Origin of the sequence: Pseudomonas sp. FW305-28 (assembly GCF_017351395.1) — a bacterium.
Taxonomy (GTDB): Bacteria; Pseudomonadota; Gammaproteobacteria; order Pseudomonadales; family Pseudomonadaceae; genus Aquipseudomonas; species Aquipseudomonas fluorescens_AA.
Window position 1 is genome coordinate 1 of record NZ_JACNDD010000148.1, and the last position, 15,754, is coordinate 15,754.

Sequence of the window (15,754 nt, forward strand, 5' to 3'; positions counted from 1 at the left end):
TCATCGCCTTACCGGTGGCGTGACTGCCCCGGAACCTGTGGGAGCCGAGCTTGCTCGCGATGGCGGCATTACGGCTGACAATGACTTGGCTGATCCACCGCCATCGCGAGCAAGCTCGGCTCCAACAGGGTTCATGGCGATATTCAGCTGCGCAGGTGAGTCAACGGCAACTCGGTACTGTTGAGCACCTGGTTCAGCACAAAGCTCGAACGCACGCTGGTCACCCCGTCGATCCGGGTCAGGTGCCCCAACAGCAGTTTCTGATAATGGTCCATGTCCGGCACCACCACCTTGAGCTGGTAATCCGCGTCCATGCCGGTGACCAGGCTGCACTCCAGCACCTGCGGCAGGTTGCGGATGGCGGCTTCGAAGTTCTCGAAACGCTCGGGTGTGTGGCGGTCCATGCCGATCAGCACATAAGCCGTCAGGCTCAGGCCCAGTAGCTTGCGGTCGAGCAGGGCGACCTGGCGGGTGATGTAGCCGTCATCCTCCAACTGCTTGACCCGTCGCGAGCAAGGGGAGGGCGACAGGCCGATGCGTTCGGCCAGTTCCTGGTTGGAGATGCGCGCATCGCGCTGCAATTCCGCCAGAATGCTCAGGTCATAACGGTCGAGTTTGCTCATCGGTCGGGCCTTTATCTTGATAATTGCGGAGGATTATCTATCCGGGGTTAAAAATTGCGCAAGTGATGTTTATTTCCGCAATCTTCGCAATCATCTGTCGGCACCCCAGGCTTATGCTTACCACCAAGATCACTGCTCGGACAAACAGTCCAGTGCAGCCCGCCCAATCCGGCCGGCTGCGGTCGCAGTACCCACCGGTACTGGCAGACCCCCGAGCTGCACACCGTCCAGAAGACGGCGTGAGGTGAGCCGACGTCATAAGCGTCGAGCACGGACGAAATTCTCAAGGGGAGGCCGACGGGCCTCCCTTTTTTAATGCCTGCGAAATAAACCCCGTGGCTGATAATCTGTCGCAGAACCGGCCTGGGCTTTTCCAGTCTTATCATCAGGCCCTGAACCGTTGTGAGGAATTTCATGAAGTCGCGCATCTGGCGTTTGGCAGGTGTTGGTCTGTTGTGGGCAAGTGTCAGTGCGCAGGGAATGGCCGACGATCAGCAAAACCGTGGCGGCCCGGACGGCGGTCGCGGGCAGGACGGGCGCGGCGGCAACGGCCAGGGTTACTCGGGCCAGCCGCGGCCGCAGAGCAACGAAATCATTCGGGGTGACAACAGTCGTCAGTTCGAGGTCAAGCCGCAGAACCCGGGTGGACAACGCTACGATCGCCCACCGCAGGACCCTAACGCTCACGGTCGTCCGCCGCAGCCTGGCAACAACTTGCCCATCCAGGGCCGGCCCGACAGCGTGACCCAGACCCGCGAACCGCAACCGGGGTATTACCGCGATATCCCTCGGCGCAACGATGGCTATCCGAACGCAGGTCCGCGACCAGACCATGACGGTCGTCCCGGTCAGCATTGGCCCGGTCGGCCGGATGGGCATGGCAACGGGTGGGGCCCGGGGCCGCAATACCGTCCGGGTTATGTGATCGACCGTTTCCCGGATCGCAACTACCGCGTGCCCTATCGCGGCCAGGACTATTTCTATTCCGGCGGCTACTGGTATCGCCCGCAAGGACCGCGTTACGTCGTGGTCGCGCCACCGCGGGGCATCCGCACTCGTTACCTGCCCGATTACGCCCGGGAAGTGTGGATCGGCAGTTCGCTGTTCTTCCTCGCTGCCGGCGCCTATTACATCTACGAAGCCAACACCCAGGATTATGTCGTGGTCGATGCGCCGGTCGCCAACCCGCAGCCGCAACCCCAAGGCAACAGTTTCGATGTGGTGGCCTATCCGGCCAACGGCCAGTCGCCCGAGCAGGTCAATCAGGATGGCTACGACTGCTATCGCTGGGCGGTGCAGCAGAGCGGGTTCGATCCGCGCAACTACACCTACCCGCCGGCACCGGAAGTGGTGCAGACCTATCGCCAGGCCCAGGGCAGTTGCTTGAGCAGTCGTGGGTATCAGGTGACGTACTGACTATCCAGTGCAAATCCCCTTGTGGCGAGGGAGCTTGCTCCCGCTGGCCTGCGCAGCAGGCCCAGGATCTTGCGGTCGCTGCGCAACCGAGCGGGAGCAAGCTCCCTCGCCACCGGTTCTGTGTTCGGCATCACGCGCTGGCGCGCTTCACCACGTCCGACGGATCGGCATGCACCAGCACTTCGGCCTTCGGATAAGCGTGGTGGATGGCATCGGCGGCCTGGTCGCTGATGCCGTGGGCCACTGACAGGGTCAGGTCCCCCGGCAACTCCAGGTGCAGTTGCACGAACCAGTGGTTGCCGGAGACCCGTGTACGCAGGTCATGGGCGCCCAGCACGCCGGGCACGGCGCAGGCCAGTTCCAGCATGCGCTGGCTGACGTCGGGCGGCAGTTCTTCATCCATCAGCACCGCGAAGCTTTCCCGGGCGATCTGGATGGCGCTCCACAGGATGTACGCGGCGATCCCCAGGCCGAACCAGGCGTCGAGTCGATACCAACCGAACCCGGCCAGTACCAGCGCGACCAGGATGCTGCCGTTGAGCAGCAGGTCGGAGCGATAGTGCAGCGAGTCGGCGCGCACGGCGTTGGAGCCGGTGGCGCGGATGACCCGATGCTGCAACGCCAGCAGCGCCACGGTCAGCCCCAGGGAAAACACAATCACACCGACGCTGAGCCAGGGCGCCTCCACCGGAACCGGGTTCTTCAGGCGTTCGAAGGCCTGCAAGGCAATCAGCACCGCACTGGCGCCGATAAACAGCGCCTGGGCCATGCCAGCCAGGGATTCGGCCTTGCCATGACCGTAGCGATGGTCATCGTCGGCGGGGCGTAATGCATAGTGCACCGCCAGCAGATTGAGCAGCGAGGTGACGCCGTCCAGGGCCGAGTCGGTCAGGCCGGCGAGCATGCTCACCGAACCGCTGAGCCACCAGGCCAGGGCCTTGGCGATCACCAGTGTGAGGGCCACGGCCACCGACGCCCGGGTGGCCAGGCGCAGCAGGCGAGCGTGTTCGGTGCTGGTGGTCATGGCGCGGTCGTTCCTTCAGTGGCGCCGGTCATGCGGCCGGTTTCAGACCGAGGGTGGCCAGTTGTTGCGCGCTGCCTTTGTGCTGGATCAGTCGAGGATCGTCCAGTGGGAAGCTGCGGCCCAGTTCGCGTTCCAGGATCGCCTGCAGTTTTTGGTTATTGACTGTGCCGTCGGGGTTGATGGCCGGCTTGAGTTTCTCTGGCTCGATCTGGACGCTGCGGCCCGGTTCGAAATAGATGGCGCCGGTGGCAAAGTCCACGGCGAACGCGATCAGGCCGGGGATGATGTAGAACAGCAGGCCGACGGCATCGAGGGCGGCGATGGCCGGGTCGATCTTGCCGTCGATCTGGCCGCGGCGGTCCGGGTAGAAGATCGAGCCACAGGCGCTGATTTGAGTCAGCAGGGAGGCGACCAGCACGCCACCGATCACGCGAAAGGGAATACGCATAGCAATCTCCTGAACAGGTAGTAGAGGCGTTGCTGGTTGGAGTCCAGACCACGCTAAACAGTTCGCCGTTATACTCGGCCCTCTGTTTTGGAGCCAGCATGATTTCTTTGCCGATTGATGAAGTTTTACCCGCCCTGCGTCAAGCCTTGGCATCACGCCACGAAGCCGTGCTCGAAGCACCGCCCGGTGCCGGTAAAACCACCCGTGTTCCCCTGGCCTTGCTGAACGAGCCCTGGCTGGCCGGACAGACCATCCTGATGCTCGAACCCCGGCGTCTGGCGGCACGGGCGGCGGCCGAGCGGCTGGCCAGCGAACTGGGGGAAAAGGTCGGTGAAACCGTCGGTTACCGGATTCGTCTCGACAGCAAGGTCGGGCCCAGGACCCGCATTGAAGTGGTCACCGAAGGCATCCTCACCCGCCGTTTGCAGGACGACCCGGCGCTGGAAGGGGTGGGGCTGCTGATTTTCGATGAATTCCACGAACGCAGCCTCGATGCCGACCTGGCCCTGGCCTTGAGCCTCAACGGTCGGGAGTTGTTTCGCGAAGACCAACCGCTGAAAATCCTGCTGATGTCCGCCACCCTCGAAGGCGAGCGCCTGGCCGGGTTGTTGGACGACGCGCCGATCCTGCGCAGCGAAGGCCGCATGTTCCCGGTGACGGTGCGCTGGGGCCGGCCATTCCAGCCTGGCGAGTTCATCGAGCCACGGCTGGTGCAGACCGTGCTCGAAGCCCTGCACGATGAAACCGGCAGCGTCCTGGTGTTCTTGCCCGGGCAGGCGGAGATCCGTCGGGTCCATCAGCAACTGGCCGAGGCCTTGGGCGAGGGCGGCAACGTCTTGCTCTGCCCGTTGCACGGCGAACTGGACCTCGCCGCTCAACGCGCCGCCATCGACCCGGCACCCGCCGGCCAGCGCAAGGTGGTGCTGGCCACCAACATTGCCGAAACCAGCCTGACCATCAATGGCGTGCGCGTGGTGATCGACGCCGGACTGGCCCGGGTGCCGCGTTTCGACCCGGGCAGCGGCATGACCCGGCTCGACACCCAGCGCATTTCCCGGGCCAGCGCCACCCAGCGGGCCGGTCGCGCCGGGCGCCTGGAGCCGGGTGTGTGCTACCGGTTGTGGTCCGAAGACCAGCATGAACAATTGGCCGCTTACGGTAGCGCGGAGATTCTGTCGGCGGACCTGGCCGGGTTGGCCCTGCAACTGGGGCGCTGGGGCGTGACGCCGCAGCAATTGGTCTGGCTCGACGTCCCGCCCGCCGCTGCGTATGCCCAGGCCCAGGACCTGCTGCAGCGCCTGGGCGCGCTGGAGGGCGAGCAACTGACCCGCCACGGCCAGGCCATGGCCGAACTGCCGGCTCACCCGCGTATCGCGCATCTGCTGTTGCGCGGCCAGGCGCTGGGGCTGGCGGACATGGCTTGCAATGTCGCCGCGCTGTTGGGCGAGCGCGACATTCTGCGCGGTGCCGGTGCCGACCTGCACAGTCGCCTGGCCTTGCTGTCCGGCGAAGAACGAGCGGCGCGCGGCGCCCAGGGCGGGGTGCAGCGGGCACGGCAATTGGCCCGGCAATATCGCGGTTACCTGCGGGGCAAGGCCGAAGAGGCCGTAGCCGATCCCGATCATCCGCGCTGGCTCGGCGCGTTGCTGGCGTTGGCCTATCCCGACCGCGTCGCCCAACAGCGCCGGCCCGGTGGCGCGGAGTATCGCCTGGCCAACGGCCGGGCGGCGTTGTTTGCCGAGGCTGACAGCCTGATGAAACAGGCGTGGCTGGTGATCGCCGACCTGGGTAGCCGCCAGGGCCAGCGGGAAGAACGAATTTACCTGGCGACGGATTTCGACCCGGCGCTGTTCGATTCGGTGCTGGCCGAACAGGTCCGCGTGGTGGACCAACTGGATTGGGATGAACGCGAAGGCGTGCTGCGGGCCGAGCGCCAGCGCAAGGTCGGCGAACTGGTGCTCAGCCGCGAACCGTTGACCGGCCTGGATGAGTCAGCCCGTAGCCAGGCCCTGGTGAACCTGGTGCGGCGCAAGGGCCTGGAATTGCTGCCCTGGACCCCGGAACTGCGGCAATGGCAGGCGCGGGTGGCCTTGTTGCGTCGCCTTGAACTGGAGGCCAAGGGCGAGAGTGAATGGCCAGACGTCAGCGACGCAGCGCTGCTGGATACCCTCGAGCACTGGTTGATGCCGTATCTGGGCCGAGTCTCGCGTCTCAGCCATTTCGCCAACCTGGACCTGTCGAGCATCGTCCACAACCTGTTGCCCTGGCCGTTGCCGCAACGCCTGGATGAACTGGCGCCGCACCATCTGAGCGTGCCCTCGGGCTCGTCGATCCGCCTGGACTACAGCGAACATCCACCGATCCTGGCGGTGCGCTTGCAGGAACTCTTCGGCCTGGCCGACACCCCGCGCATCGCCGGCGGACGCCAGGTGGTCAAGCTGCACCTGCTGTCACCGGCCCGCCGACCGGTGCAGGTGACCCAGGACCTGGCGAACTTCTGGCGCAGCACCTACGCCGAGGTGAAGAAGGATTTGAAGGGGCGCTATCCCAAGCATTACTGGCCGGACGATCCGCTGGTGGCGGAGGCGACGGCGCGGGTCAAACCGCGTAAGGCCTAGTACCCTGTATCACAATGACTACTGCAGATGCCTCCTGACGATATCTGCAATCAAAAGGCCTGTTTTTTCGGAAAAGGCCACGGATACCTGGCCGTTGGCATACTGGATTCTGGCCGGTGCGAGGGATTCGTCGCTTTCGGTCACGCCCTTGACCACGGCATAGCCATTGACCGAGACGATCAGGCGAACTCGCTTGACCGGCAAGCCTTCTCCAAAGTCCCTTTGCAAGACGTCCGCTGGGACAATGCCTGAAATCCTCGGGTCCGACAGTGGCGAACTTGCGTCTCTCTCGTAGTGGTTGAAGAACCGCTCGATGAGTACCCCCTCTACCTGCTCGAAGGTGAACACCAGGTTGTCGAAAAGCCGATGTGGGTCAAATTCTTGTGTTCTCAGGCAGAACGTCAAGACCTTCAAGATGATTTGCGACCCTTTGAAGTCAGGGTCATCTACCGCTGGGTGGGCGCTTTCGGAGAAATGGAGCCGGGTCAGATACAGGGCATCGTCCTTGACCAGGATGTTCAAGTCGATCCTGGGAGGCGTGGTTTTTATCCCGATGGATTTAATGCCATACCATTCATAAAATCCGCCGAACCGGTCATGAATGGGGGTGTTGGGTTTGCGCCCGTTGTTGATGTCGGATTCGTAATACAGCATGTTGGAACACAAGGATTCCGCCAGTTCTTCAGTCGGCGAGATATGCGTCCAAGGCCATTCATCCAGGGGGGCGAAGCGTTCGTCTTCCGTTTCGATCCGCTGCTTGAGCTGGTTTGTCCCTGAACCGGCGAGGTAGCAGGTTCCAAAGTTCTGGGTGGTCATCGTGGCTTCAGGGCGGTGGGTATAGGCGCACTTGCCACCCTTTCCATCCAGTAGAACGCCCAGCATGTGGAATGCACCCGCGGTCTGGCCCATGCCCATTAGAACCTGGTCGATCGTGTTGGCATCGATCATGGCGTCGGGTTGATAGCCGAGCTTGATGTCAATCGACTTCGCAAGCTCCACCCAGAACTCATAGGCCGACCGGCAATCCCCTGCAAAGGCGAGCATGCCGCTGTTGTTCGGCAGGATGTAGGTTTTTCGACCCATGCGCGCGATATGAAACGGCCCGTCAGCGTCATGCCAATCAGTGGGTATCAGCCCCAGCGAAGGAACCCACACGGACATCGACTGGCGCTTGTCTGGACCGTCCGCGCTGATCAAGCAGTCGGCGATCAAGTGTGGGTCATGCTCGGGGTTGATCAGGGCGATTACCGTCATGGTGAGATTCCTTTCAAGGCATGGCTGGCAACAAAAAACGCGCAATCACCGGTAAATGGTCGGAGATGCGCAAGGTGTCGTCCTGGCGCACCTGGGCTTCGACTCGTTTGATCCGGGGGCTGTAGAACAGGTAGTCAACGGTGCGGTCCGGGCCGTTGAGGCCGGGGTCGTTCGGGTAGTGGGTCAGCCAGTGCTCGCGGTCGATGCCGCTGGCTTCGTTGTTGGTGGGAATCATCGGGTACTTGTCCCACAGCAGGTGCAGCGGGCTGTCGGCGGAGTAGGGCGTGCGTTGCTCGGACGGCAGGCGTCGGTACTGGCCCAGGGGCAGCAGGTTGAAGTCGCCGCCGATCAGCCAGGGCGTGCCTGCGGATTCGAACTTATCCAGTGCCTGGGTCACGGCGGTGATTTGTCTGGGCAGGGTTTCGTCCGGTTCAGTGGCCCGTTCCAGGTGCGTGTTGAGCACCGCCAGCTGGCTGCCGTCGCTCAGTGACAGATAGCTCACCAACAAGGCATTTTTCGGCTGGAACTGACGGCTGATGACGTTGGTGTCGGCCACCGGCAGTTGCACCCGTTCGGCATGGTCGATGCGGTAGCGACTCAGGGTCGCCAGTTGCCGGCCGACGCTGCCGAAGATGTGCGGGTCGGGGATGAAGTCGGCTTTCCAGTCGAAGGCGCTGGTGCCGCACGGATAGAGGTCGGCGAGGCGTTCCTGCAGTAGCTTGAGCTGGTCCTGGTAATCGCTGGCCTTGGCGCCCTTGTCCAGTTCCTGGAGCAACACGATGTCCGGTTGCTCGTCGCGGATGACCCGGGCCACTTCGTCGAGACTGAAGGCCATGTCTTCCAGGGTCGGGCTTTCATCGTCGCCCTGGGCCAGGTCGTGCCAGAACACGTAGCGCTTGCCGGCGAGGAACTGGACGTTCCAGGTCATCACCTTCAAGGCTTGGCCGGGTGCCAGCGCGGCTGCATTGGCGGTGCAACTGACCGGCACGCTTTCCCGGGGCTCTGGCCGCCAGGTCAGGCCGTAGATCGACAGGGCGGCCAGGCTGAGGATCAACAGCAGGCCCAGCAAGGTGTGGCGCAGTAGACGGGTCATGGCTCGGCTTATGGGCGAAACGCAAAAGTGCTCCCGAGCATAACCGAGAGCGGTTCTCAAGCCCAAGCCCAGGGCTGTCGTCGTGTGCGATCAGCGGCGCTCGGGCTTGGCTTCGATCAGCATGAACAGGCGGAACAGCACCACGGTGGTGAACAGTTGCAGGAAGCTGTGGACGCTGTCGATCAGCAAACTGACCGCGGGGTTCTGGGGTGACGGATACACCGAGACGCTGGCGCCCTTGAGCAGCCACAGTGGGCCCATCACAGCGAGAATGCACAGCAGGATCCGCCAGAAGTTGCCGCGGGACAGGTTCAGGCTTTCCTTCATCGCCGCCAGGGGAGCCAGGCCCCTGAGGACCAACAGGTATTCGCCGAAGGCCAGGGTCACCATCAGCCACAGGCCCGGCAGGAAGTACAACGACAGCCCCACCAGGATCAACAACGTGTTGAGGGCCGTCAGCAAGGCAAAGCGTGGCCACAGCGTGAGGGCCGTTGCGAGCAGGTCCCGCGTGCGTGGTGCTTCACCGCGGCTGCGGGCGTCGAGAAACAGGATCAGCGCGGCGGTGTACAAGGGGTACACCAGCAGCCCGACGATCACGCTGTAGCCGGGAAAACCGTCGGGGCCGAGGGCGCTGTCCACGCCTTGCTGCAGCAGGGCCTCGAGTATCACCAGTGGCAGGCACAGTTGGGCGATCCGGCCCAGATGGCGCTTGAAGAAATACAAAGAGTCGCGCAGCACGTCAAACGGATTCATGGGTCGGTATCGCAGTTGAAAAAGCGGTCCGACACTTTAACCGATCAGGCGCCCGCACAAGCAAACGTAAACATCAGGTAAAGACCATTGAATGCTTTCCGGCGAGCCCCATTACTGATGGGCACCGGTCTTCGGGATCGGAATGGTTTCTACCCGGCAATCGAATGAGGTCGCCATGAACAACGAAGAACAAACCCTGATCGATGGACTGTTTTCACGGCTGCAACAGGCCGAAAAGGATTCAGCCCCGCGCGACGCCCAGGCCGAGGCGCGGATCAAGGAGCACCTGGCGAGCCAGCCAGCGGCGGGCTATTTCATGGCCCAGGCGATCCTGGTGCAGGAGGCCGCGATCAAGCGCCTCGATGAGCAGAACAGGCAACTCGCCCAGCAGGTCGAGCAATTGCAGGCCGAGCTGCAACAAGCGCGCAAGCAAGCGCCGGCACCCAGCGGTGGCGGTGGTTTCCTCTCGAGTATTTTCGGCGGCAGCCCGCGGGATTCGCGCCCGGCGAGCGCGCCGGCCGCCAGCGGTGGCGGTTGGCGCGAACCGGCGCAACCGTCCTTCAATGCCCCGCCCCAACAGGGCTTCGGCGCGCCGCCCGGCAATTATGGCGCACCGCAGCAACAGGCCCCGGCAGCGGGCAGCTTCCTCGGCGGCGCCCTGAAAACCGCGGCGGGCGTGGCGGGCGGCGTGATGCTGGCCCAAGGCATCAGCAGCCTGTTCCACAGCAATCAGCAACCGCAGGAGATCGTCGAGGTCATCAAGGAAGAACCGGCGCAACCGGTCAACGACACCGCAGGCAACGGTTGGGGCGATGACTCGCGCGTGGCCGACAACGACACCTACGGCAACGACCAGGGCGGGTTCAGCGACGCGGACTACAGTGACGATTCATCTTCCTTCGGCGACGACGACTCTTTCGTCTGACCTGCCATTCGTCCGGGGCGCCCTGGCGCCTCGGGTCGATTATTCGCGGAACAATCCTTCTGGCTGGCATACTGGGCGACTTTTCGGCCCTGGTGGGCTGCGTACGTGTGCATCCAAGAGGAAACGCGGTGAAAAAAATTGCAGTGTTCGCCGATGTCCAGAACCTCTACTACACCGTGCGCCAGGCTTACGGTTGCCATTTCAACTACGCCGCGCTGTGGGCCGATGTCAGCAAACAGGGGCAGATCGTCGAGGCCTACGCCTATGCGATCGATCGCGGTGACAGCAAGCAGCAACAATTCCAGCAGATCCTGCGCAACCTGGGTTTCGTCGTGAAGCTCAAGCCCTACATCCAGCGCAGCGACGGCTCGGCCAAGGGCGACTGGGACGTGGGCATCACGCTGGACATCATGGACGCCGCCGACCACGTCGATGAAGTGGTGCTGGCCTCCGGCGATGGCGATTTCGACATGTTGCTCGAACGCATCATCCAGAAGCACGGTGTGCAAGCCGTGGCCTATGGCGTGCCGGGGTTGACCGCCAACTCGCTGATTCGCGCCGCCAGTCGCTATGTGCCCATCGAAGGCGCGTTGTTGCTCAAGAATTGATTTTCACGGAGTTCAAAAGGTTTGGAACGCATCGCAGTCATCGACTTTGAAACCACCGGGATCACCCCGAGCAGCAGTTGCCGGGCCACTGAAATCGCAGTGGTGATGCTCGAGCAAGGCCGGATCGTCGACCGCTACCAGAGCCTGATGAATGCCGGTGTGCGCGTCCCTGCGTTTATCGAGCAACTGACCGGCATCAGCAACGCCATGCTGCGCAGCGCACCCTCGGCGGAAAAGGTCATGAACGAGGTCAACGAGTTCGTCGGCATCACGCCACTGCTGGCCCACAACGCCGCGTTCGACCAGAAGTTCTGGGATTTCGAGCTGGGACGTATCAAGCGCACCCGCTTGCAGAATTTTGCCTGCTCACTGTTGCTGGCCCGGCGCCTGATGCCGGCGGCGCCGAACCACAAGCTCGGCACGCTCAATGCGTTCGCCGGCTTGCCCCACACCGGCCAGGCTCACCGGGCCATGGCCGACGCCGAAATGGCCGCCAACCTCACCGCGCACCTGGCTTCGCAACTGCGGCAAAAGCATGGGTTGCGGGAGTTGTCCCATGATTTGCTGTGCAGTTTGCAGAAAGTGCCGGCGGCGAAGATCAACGAGCATCTCAAGCGCCATCGCGGGTTCTAAACACACCGCTGGGACAACTGTGGGAGCGAGCTCGCTCGCGATAGCGTCGGATCAGTCAGCCGCTTTGTGACTGACACTCCGCCATCGCGAGCAAGCTCGCTCCCACAGTTGATCAGTGTTATTTCCCATTGCCTTCCAACTGCCCCAACGGCACGCGCTTTTCAATGGCGCTGGACAGCACGATCGACGTCTTGCTGAAACCGAACTTGGCAATGCGGTTGATCAGCTCTTCCAGCTCGGGCATCGAGCCAACCGCCGCTTGCATGATCACGCACGGATCCCCGGTGACCCGGTGGCATTCGGTCAGTTGTGGGATCTTGCACAGTTCGTCGTAGGTCTTCTGGTTGCCGTGCTGGTTCATTCGCAGTTCGATGACGCATTGCACCGGCAGGCCGATCTTCGCCATGTCGACTTTGGCTTGATAACCGGTGATGACACCGCTGGCTTCCAGTTTGCTGACCCGTTCAGCCACGGCGGGGGCTGACAGGTTCACTTTGCGGGCCAGTTCGGCGTAGGACGCACGACCGTTGTCCAACAGAGCACTGAGCAACATGCGGTCGTATTTATCCACGGTTTGGCTTCCTGTCTGCGCGACTTTCGAAAGCGCGATTTATAGCGCTGATCGCCGTGTTTTGAAAAGTGTATGGCCTGGATAAACAGGTTTTGTAGCTTAATTTCCGTCTATCGCCTTTCTAGAATAGCGTCTCTCATTGTCCTGACTTCGAGCTGAACATGCCTGGCCCACGCCGTTTCCCCTTGCCATTGATCGCTGCTTTCTTTGCCTTGTACGTCATCTGGGGTTCGACCTACTTGGTGATTCGCATCGGTGTAGAGCATTGGCCGCCGCTGTTGCTGGCCGGGATTCGTTTTGTGTTGGCCGGTTCGCTGATGTACGGCTTCCTGCGCTGGCGCGGGGCGCCGGCGCCGACCTGGGCGCAATGGAAGGCCGGGGCCATCATTGGCGTGTTGTTGCTCAGTTTCGGTAACGGTGCGGTCAGTGTGGCCGAGCACACGGGCGTGGCGTCCGGGGTCGCGGCGTTGGCGGTGGCGACGGTGCCTTTGTTTACCCTGCTGTGCGGATATTTCTGGGGCGCGCGTAATACCCGTCTGGAATGGGCGGGGATTGTGCTGGGGTTGATCGGCATCGCCATGCTCAACCTCGGTTCCAACCTGCAATCCAGCCCGTTGGGGGCGACCCTGCTGGTGTTCGCCGCGGCCTCCTGGGCCTTCGGCTCGGTGCTCAGCAAACACCTGCCGCTGCCGGCCGGGGCAATGGCCAGCGCTGTGGAAATGTTGGTGGGCGGTGTGGTGCTGTTGATCGGCAGCGTGGCCAGCGGTGAACACCTGGACAGCATGCCGCCGCTGGAAGGCTGGTTCGCGCTGGCGTACCTGACCTTCTTCGGTTCGATCATCGCCTTCAACGCCTACATGTACCTGCTCAAGCATGTGCGTCCGGCGGCGGCCACCAGCTATGCCTACGTCAACCCGGCCGTGGCGGTGTTGCTGGGCATCGTATTCGCCGGTGAGACCATCGGCATCGAGGAGGCCTTGGCGATGTTGGTGATCATCAGTGCGGTGGTGTTGATCGGTTTGCCGCAGTGGCGCAAACCCAAGCCTGCGCCGGCCGTCTCCTGATTTAGGGTAAACTGCCGCGCATTGCACACCTTGCGCTGATTTTTCCTACGGTATTTCCATGACTTTCGCCACCCTTGGCCTGATCGAACCCTTGCTGCGCGCCCTCGAGACGCTCGGCTACCAGACCCCGACTCCGGTTCAGGCCCAAGCCATGCCGGCAGTGCTCGCCGGTCGCGACCTGATGGCCGCGGCCCAGACCGGTACCGGCAAGACCGCCGGCTTTGCGGTGCCGTTGTTGCAGTTGCTGACCACCGAAGGGCCGAAGGTCGCGGCCAATTCGGTGCGGGCGCTGATCCTGGTGCCGACCCGTGAATTGGCTGAGCAGGTCCATGAAAGCGTGCGTCAGTACGCGCAAAACCTGCCGTTGAGCACCTACGCGGTGTACGGCGGTGTCAGCATCAACCCGCAGATGATGAAGCTGCGCAAAGGCGTCGACCTGCTGGTCGCCACGCCGGGCCGCTTGCTCGATCTGTTCCGCCAGAATGCGCTGAAGTTCAATCAACTGCAGACGTTGGTGTTGGACGAAGCCGACCGCATGCTCGACCTGGGTTTCTCCGAGGAACTGGCGAATATCTACAAGGCCCTGCCGAAGAAACGCCAGACCCTGTTGTTCTCGGCGACCTTTTCCGATGCGATCCGCTTGCTGGCCGGGCAGATGCTCAATGATCCGCTAAGCATTGAAGTGAGCCCGCGCAACGTGGCTGCCAACACCGTCAAGCAATGGGTGGTGACGGTGGACAAGAAGCGTAAGCCGGAATTGTTCGTGCACCTGATGCGCAAGCACAAGTGGAAACAGGTACTGGTATTCGCCAAGACCCGCAACGGCGTCGATGCGCTGGTGGAGAAGCTCCAGGGCCTGGGCGTCAACGCCGACGGTATCCACGGTGACAAGCCCCAGGCCACCCGCCAACGTGCGCTGGACCGCTTCAAGGCCAGCGAGGTGCAGATCCTGGTCGCCACCGACGTCGCCGCCCGTGGCTTGGACATCGAGGATTTGCCGTTGGTGGTGAACTTCGACCTGCCGATCGTGGCCGAGGACTACATCCACCGTATCGGCCGTACCGGCCGGGCGGGCGCTACAGGACAGGCGATTTCCCTGGTCTGCGCCGATGAAGTGAATCTGCTGTCAGCCATCGAGATGTTGACCCGTCAGACGTTGCCTCGCCAGATGGAACAAGACTTCGAGCCTGAGCACCGCGTGCCGGACACCGATGCCAGCGGCCAGGTGATCAAGAAGCCGAAAAAGCCGAAGAAACCGAAAACCTCCGGTGGTGGCGGCAAGCGCAACCTGGGCAAGTGGGTGGACAGCGGTGATGCGGCGCCGGTGGAGCCTTCGGTCAAGCCTGTGCGCAAAGTGCCGGTGTTCAATACCGGGCCGCGTAAGCGTAAGCCTTGATGACCTGTCTGGTCTGATAAACCGCTATCGCGAGCAAGCTCGCTCCCACAGTTGACCGGGTTCTGTCAGAAGGATTGCGGTAAATGTGGGCGCGAGCTTGCTCGCGATAGGCGCGCCTCGGTCTTCAACCCTGACGCTGTAGCCACTCCAGCACTCCCAACCCCGCTGTCCGGCCACTGGCAAAGCATGCCGTGAGCAGGTAGCCGCCGGTCGGCGCTTCCCAGTCGAGCATTTCCCCGGCGCAGAAAACCCCGGGCACTTGCTTGAGCATCAGGCGTTCATCCAGGGCTTCGAATGTCACACCACCGGCACTGCTGATGGCTTCGTCCAAGGGGCGGGGCTTCACCAGGGTGACCGGCAACGCCTTGATGGCCTGGGCCAGCCTCGCCGGGTCGCTGAAACACTCGGCCGGCGTGAGCTCGCGCAACAGCGCCGCCTTGACGCCGTCGATCCCCAACTGGCTGTGCAAGTGCTTGGCCATCGAGCGTGAGCCCCGTGGCTTGTTCAGGGCCTGGAGGATTTTATCCACAGGCCGGCCCGGCAACAGGTCCAGATGAATGGTCGCGCTGCCGTATTGGTTGATGGCTTCGCGAATCGTTGCCGACAGGGCATAGACCAGGCTGCCTTCGAGGCCGGTGGCGGTGAGCACGCATTCGCCGAGGCGCGGTACATCGTCGTTCAGGCCCATGGCGATGTTCTTGAGCGGGGCCCCGGCGAATTTGCTGATCATCAGGTCGCTCCAGGCTTCTACCTCGAACCCGCAGTTGCTGGGTTGCAGTGGCGCCAGGGCTACGCCGCGTTGTTCCAGCGCTAGCATCCAGGCGCCGTCGGAGCCCAGGCGCGACCAACTGCCGCCGCCCAACGCCAGCAAGGTGGCCTTGGGGTGCAGGGTTTTGTCGCCTTCCGGGGAGGCGATGCGCAAGCTGCCATCCGGGTTCCAGCCGAGCCAGCGATGACGCGTGTGGATCACCACGCCAGCATCGCGCAGGCGCTTGAGCCAGGCGCGCAACAGCGGGGCGGCCTTCATGTCGGTAGGAAATACCCGCCCGGAGCTGCCGACGAAGGTGTCGATGCCCAGCCCGTGGATCCATGTGCATAACTCATCCGCCCCGAATGCCCGCAACAGCGGCGCGAGGTTTGGCGCGCGTTCGGCGTAGCGGGACAGGAAAGCCGGAAAGGCTTCGGAGTGGGTGATGTTCATGCCGCCCACGCCGGCCAGCAGGAATTTCCTGCCCACCGATGGCATGCCGTCGTACAGGTCGACTCGCAGGCCGGCCTGGCTCAACACCTCGGCCGCCATCAGGCCAGCGGGGCCGCCGCCGATGATG

At 62.9% G+C, this 15,754-nt stretch carries 15 protein-coding genes; 7 read left to right on the plus strand and 8 right to left on the minus strand.

Features of this window, described 5'->3' with window-relative positions; genetic code table 11:
• Nucleotides 1-143 precede the first annotated feature (143 nt).
• A complete protein-coding gene (locus tag J4E53_RS25285; RefSeq protein WP_003185723.1) occupies nucleotides 144-623 on the minus strand; it encodes an Lrp/AsnC family transcriptional regulator in 480 nt (159 codons plus the stop codon).
• A 414-nt stretch (nucleotides 624-1,037) separates the two neighbouring features.
• On the opposite strand from J4E53_RS25285, the gene J4E53_RS25290 reads away from it, so the two are divergent.
• On the plus strand, nucleotides 1,038-2,039 hold the full coding sequence (locus J4E53_RS25290) for a DUF6515 family protein (RefSeq protein ID WP_103310690.1): 1,002 nt from the start codon (nucleotides 1,038-1,040) through the stop codon (nucleotides 2,037-2,039).
• 130 nt (nucleotides 2,040-2,169) lie between these two features.
• On the opposite strand, the gene J4E53_RS25295 is transcribed toward J4E53_RS25290, so the two are convergent.
• Both J4E53_RS25295 and J4E53_RS25300 read right to left on the minus strand, forming a co-directional pair.
• Nucleotides 2,170-3,063, minus strand: a complete 894-nt coding sequence (locus J4E53_RS25295) for a cation diffusion facilitator family transporter (RefSeq protein WP_060740500.1) — start codon at nucleotides 3,061-3,063, stop codon at nucleotides 2,170-2,172.
• A gap of 28 nt (nucleotides 3,064-3,091) precedes the next feature.
• Nucleotides 3,092-3,511: a hypothetical protein gene (locus J4E53_RS25300; protein WP_060740501.1), complete on the minus strand. Its 420-nt coding sequence runs from the start codon at nucleotides 3,509-3,511 to the stop codon at nucleotides 3,092-3,094.
• A 98-nt stretch (nucleotides 3,512-3,609) separates the two neighbouring features.
• Here J4E53_RS25300 and hrpB point away from each other — a divergent pair, with 98 nt between their 5' ends.
• Nucleotides 3,610-6,129, plus strand: a complete 2,520-nt coding sequence (gene hrpB, locus J4E53_RS25305; protein WP_103310689.1) for an ATP-dependent helicase HrpB — start codon at nucleotides 3,610-3,612, stop codon at nucleotides 6,127-6,129.
• Between the two features lie 18 nt (nucleotides 6,130-6,147).
• Here hrpB and J4E53_RS25310 read toward each other — a convergent pair whose 3' ends face one another.
• The 3 genes from J4E53_RS25310 to J4E53_RS25320 all read right to left on the minus strand — a co-directional run bounded on the left by J4E53_RS25310 (nucleotide 6,148) and on the right by J4E53_RS25320 (nucleotide 9,229).
• Entirely contained in the window at nucleotides 6,148-7,383 is a 1,236-nt protein-coding gene (locus tag J4E53_RS25310) for a hypothetical protein (protein WP_103310687.1), read from the minus strand.
• 13 nt (nucleotides 7,384-7,396) lie between these two features.
• Nucleotides 7,397-8,476 (minus strand): endonuclease/exonuclease/phosphatase family protein, encoded by a 1,080-nt coding sequence (locus J4E53_RS25315; RefSeq protein WP_060740504.1) that lies wholly within the window; start codon nucleotides 8,474-8,476, stop codon nucleotides 7,397-7,399.
• A 90-nt stretch (nucleotides 8,477-8,566) separates the two neighbouring features.
• The gene (locus J4E53_RS25320) at nucleotides 8,567-9,229 is read right to left on the minus strand and encodes a YciC family protein (RefSeq protein ID WP_072411456.1); all 663 of its coding nucleotides are present in this window, start codon (nucleotides 9,227-9,229) and stop codon (nucleotides 8,567-8,569) included.
• A gap of 175 nt (nucleotides 9,230-9,404) precedes the next feature.
• Here J4E53_RS25320 and J4E53_RS25325 point away from each other — a divergent pair, with 175 nt between their 5' ends.
• The 3 genes from J4E53_RS25325 (at nucleotide 9,405) to J4E53_RS25335 (ending at nucleotide 11,395) form a co-directional block, all read left to right on the plus strand.
• Nucleotides 9,405-10,154, plus strand: a complete 750-nt coding sequence (locus J4E53_RS25325; protein WP_103310685.1) for a DUF2076 domain-containing protein — start codon at nucleotides 9,405-9,407, stop codon at nucleotides 10,152-10,154.
• Between the two features lie 128 nt (nucleotides 10,155-10,282).
• On the plus strand, nucleotides 10,283-10,762 hold the full coding sequence (locus J4E53_RS25330) for an NYN domain-containing protein (RefSeq protein ID WP_053182045.1): 480 nt from the start codon (nucleotides 10,283-10,285) through the stop codon (nucleotides 10,760-10,762).
• 21 nt (nucleotides 10,763-10,783) lie between these two features.
• Complete coding sequence (locus J4E53_RS25335) at nucleotides 10,784-11,395, plus strand: PolC-type DNA polymerase III (RefSeq protein WP_057451857.1); 612 nt, start codon at nucleotides 10,784-10,786, stop codon at nucleotides 11,393-11,395.
• Nucleotides 11,396-11,513: 118 nt separating this feature from the next.
• Here the strand turns inward: J4E53_RS25335 and J4E53_RS25340 are convergent, their stop codons facing one another.
• Nucleotides 11,514-11,966, minus strand: a complete 453-nt coding sequence (locus tag J4E53_RS25340; RefSeq protein WP_014340343.1) for an Lrp/AsnC family transcriptional regulator — start codon at nucleotides 11,964-11,966, stop codon at nucleotides 11,514-11,516.
• A 161-nt stretch (nucleotides 11,967-12,127) separates the two neighbouring features.
• On the opposite strand from J4E53_RS25340, the gene yedA reads away from it, so the two are divergent.
• A complete protein-coding gene (gene yedA / locus J4E53_RS25345; protein ID WP_060740508.1) occupies nucleotides 12,128-13,030 on the plus strand; it encodes a drug/metabolite exporter YedA in 903 nt (300 codons plus the stop codon).
• A gap of 58 nt (nucleotides 13,031-13,088) precedes the next feature.
• Nucleotides 13,089-14,426 (plus strand): DEAD/DEAH box helicase, encoded by a 1,338-nt coding sequence (locus tag J4E53_RS25350; RefSeq protein WP_060740509.1) that lies wholly within the window; start codon nucleotides 13,089-13,091, stop codon nucleotides 14,424-14,426.
• A gap of 124 nt (nucleotides 14,427-14,550) precedes the next feature.
• Here J4E53_RS25350 and J4E53_RS25355 read toward each other — a convergent pair whose 3' ends face one another.
• Complete coding sequence (locus J4E53_RS25355; protein WP_310650541.1) at nucleotides 14,551-15,753, minus strand: TIGR03862 family flavoprotein; 1,203 nt, start codon at nucleotides 15,751-15,753, stop codon at nucleotides 14,551-14,553.
• Between the last annotated feature and the right edge of the window lies 1 nt (nucleotide 15,754).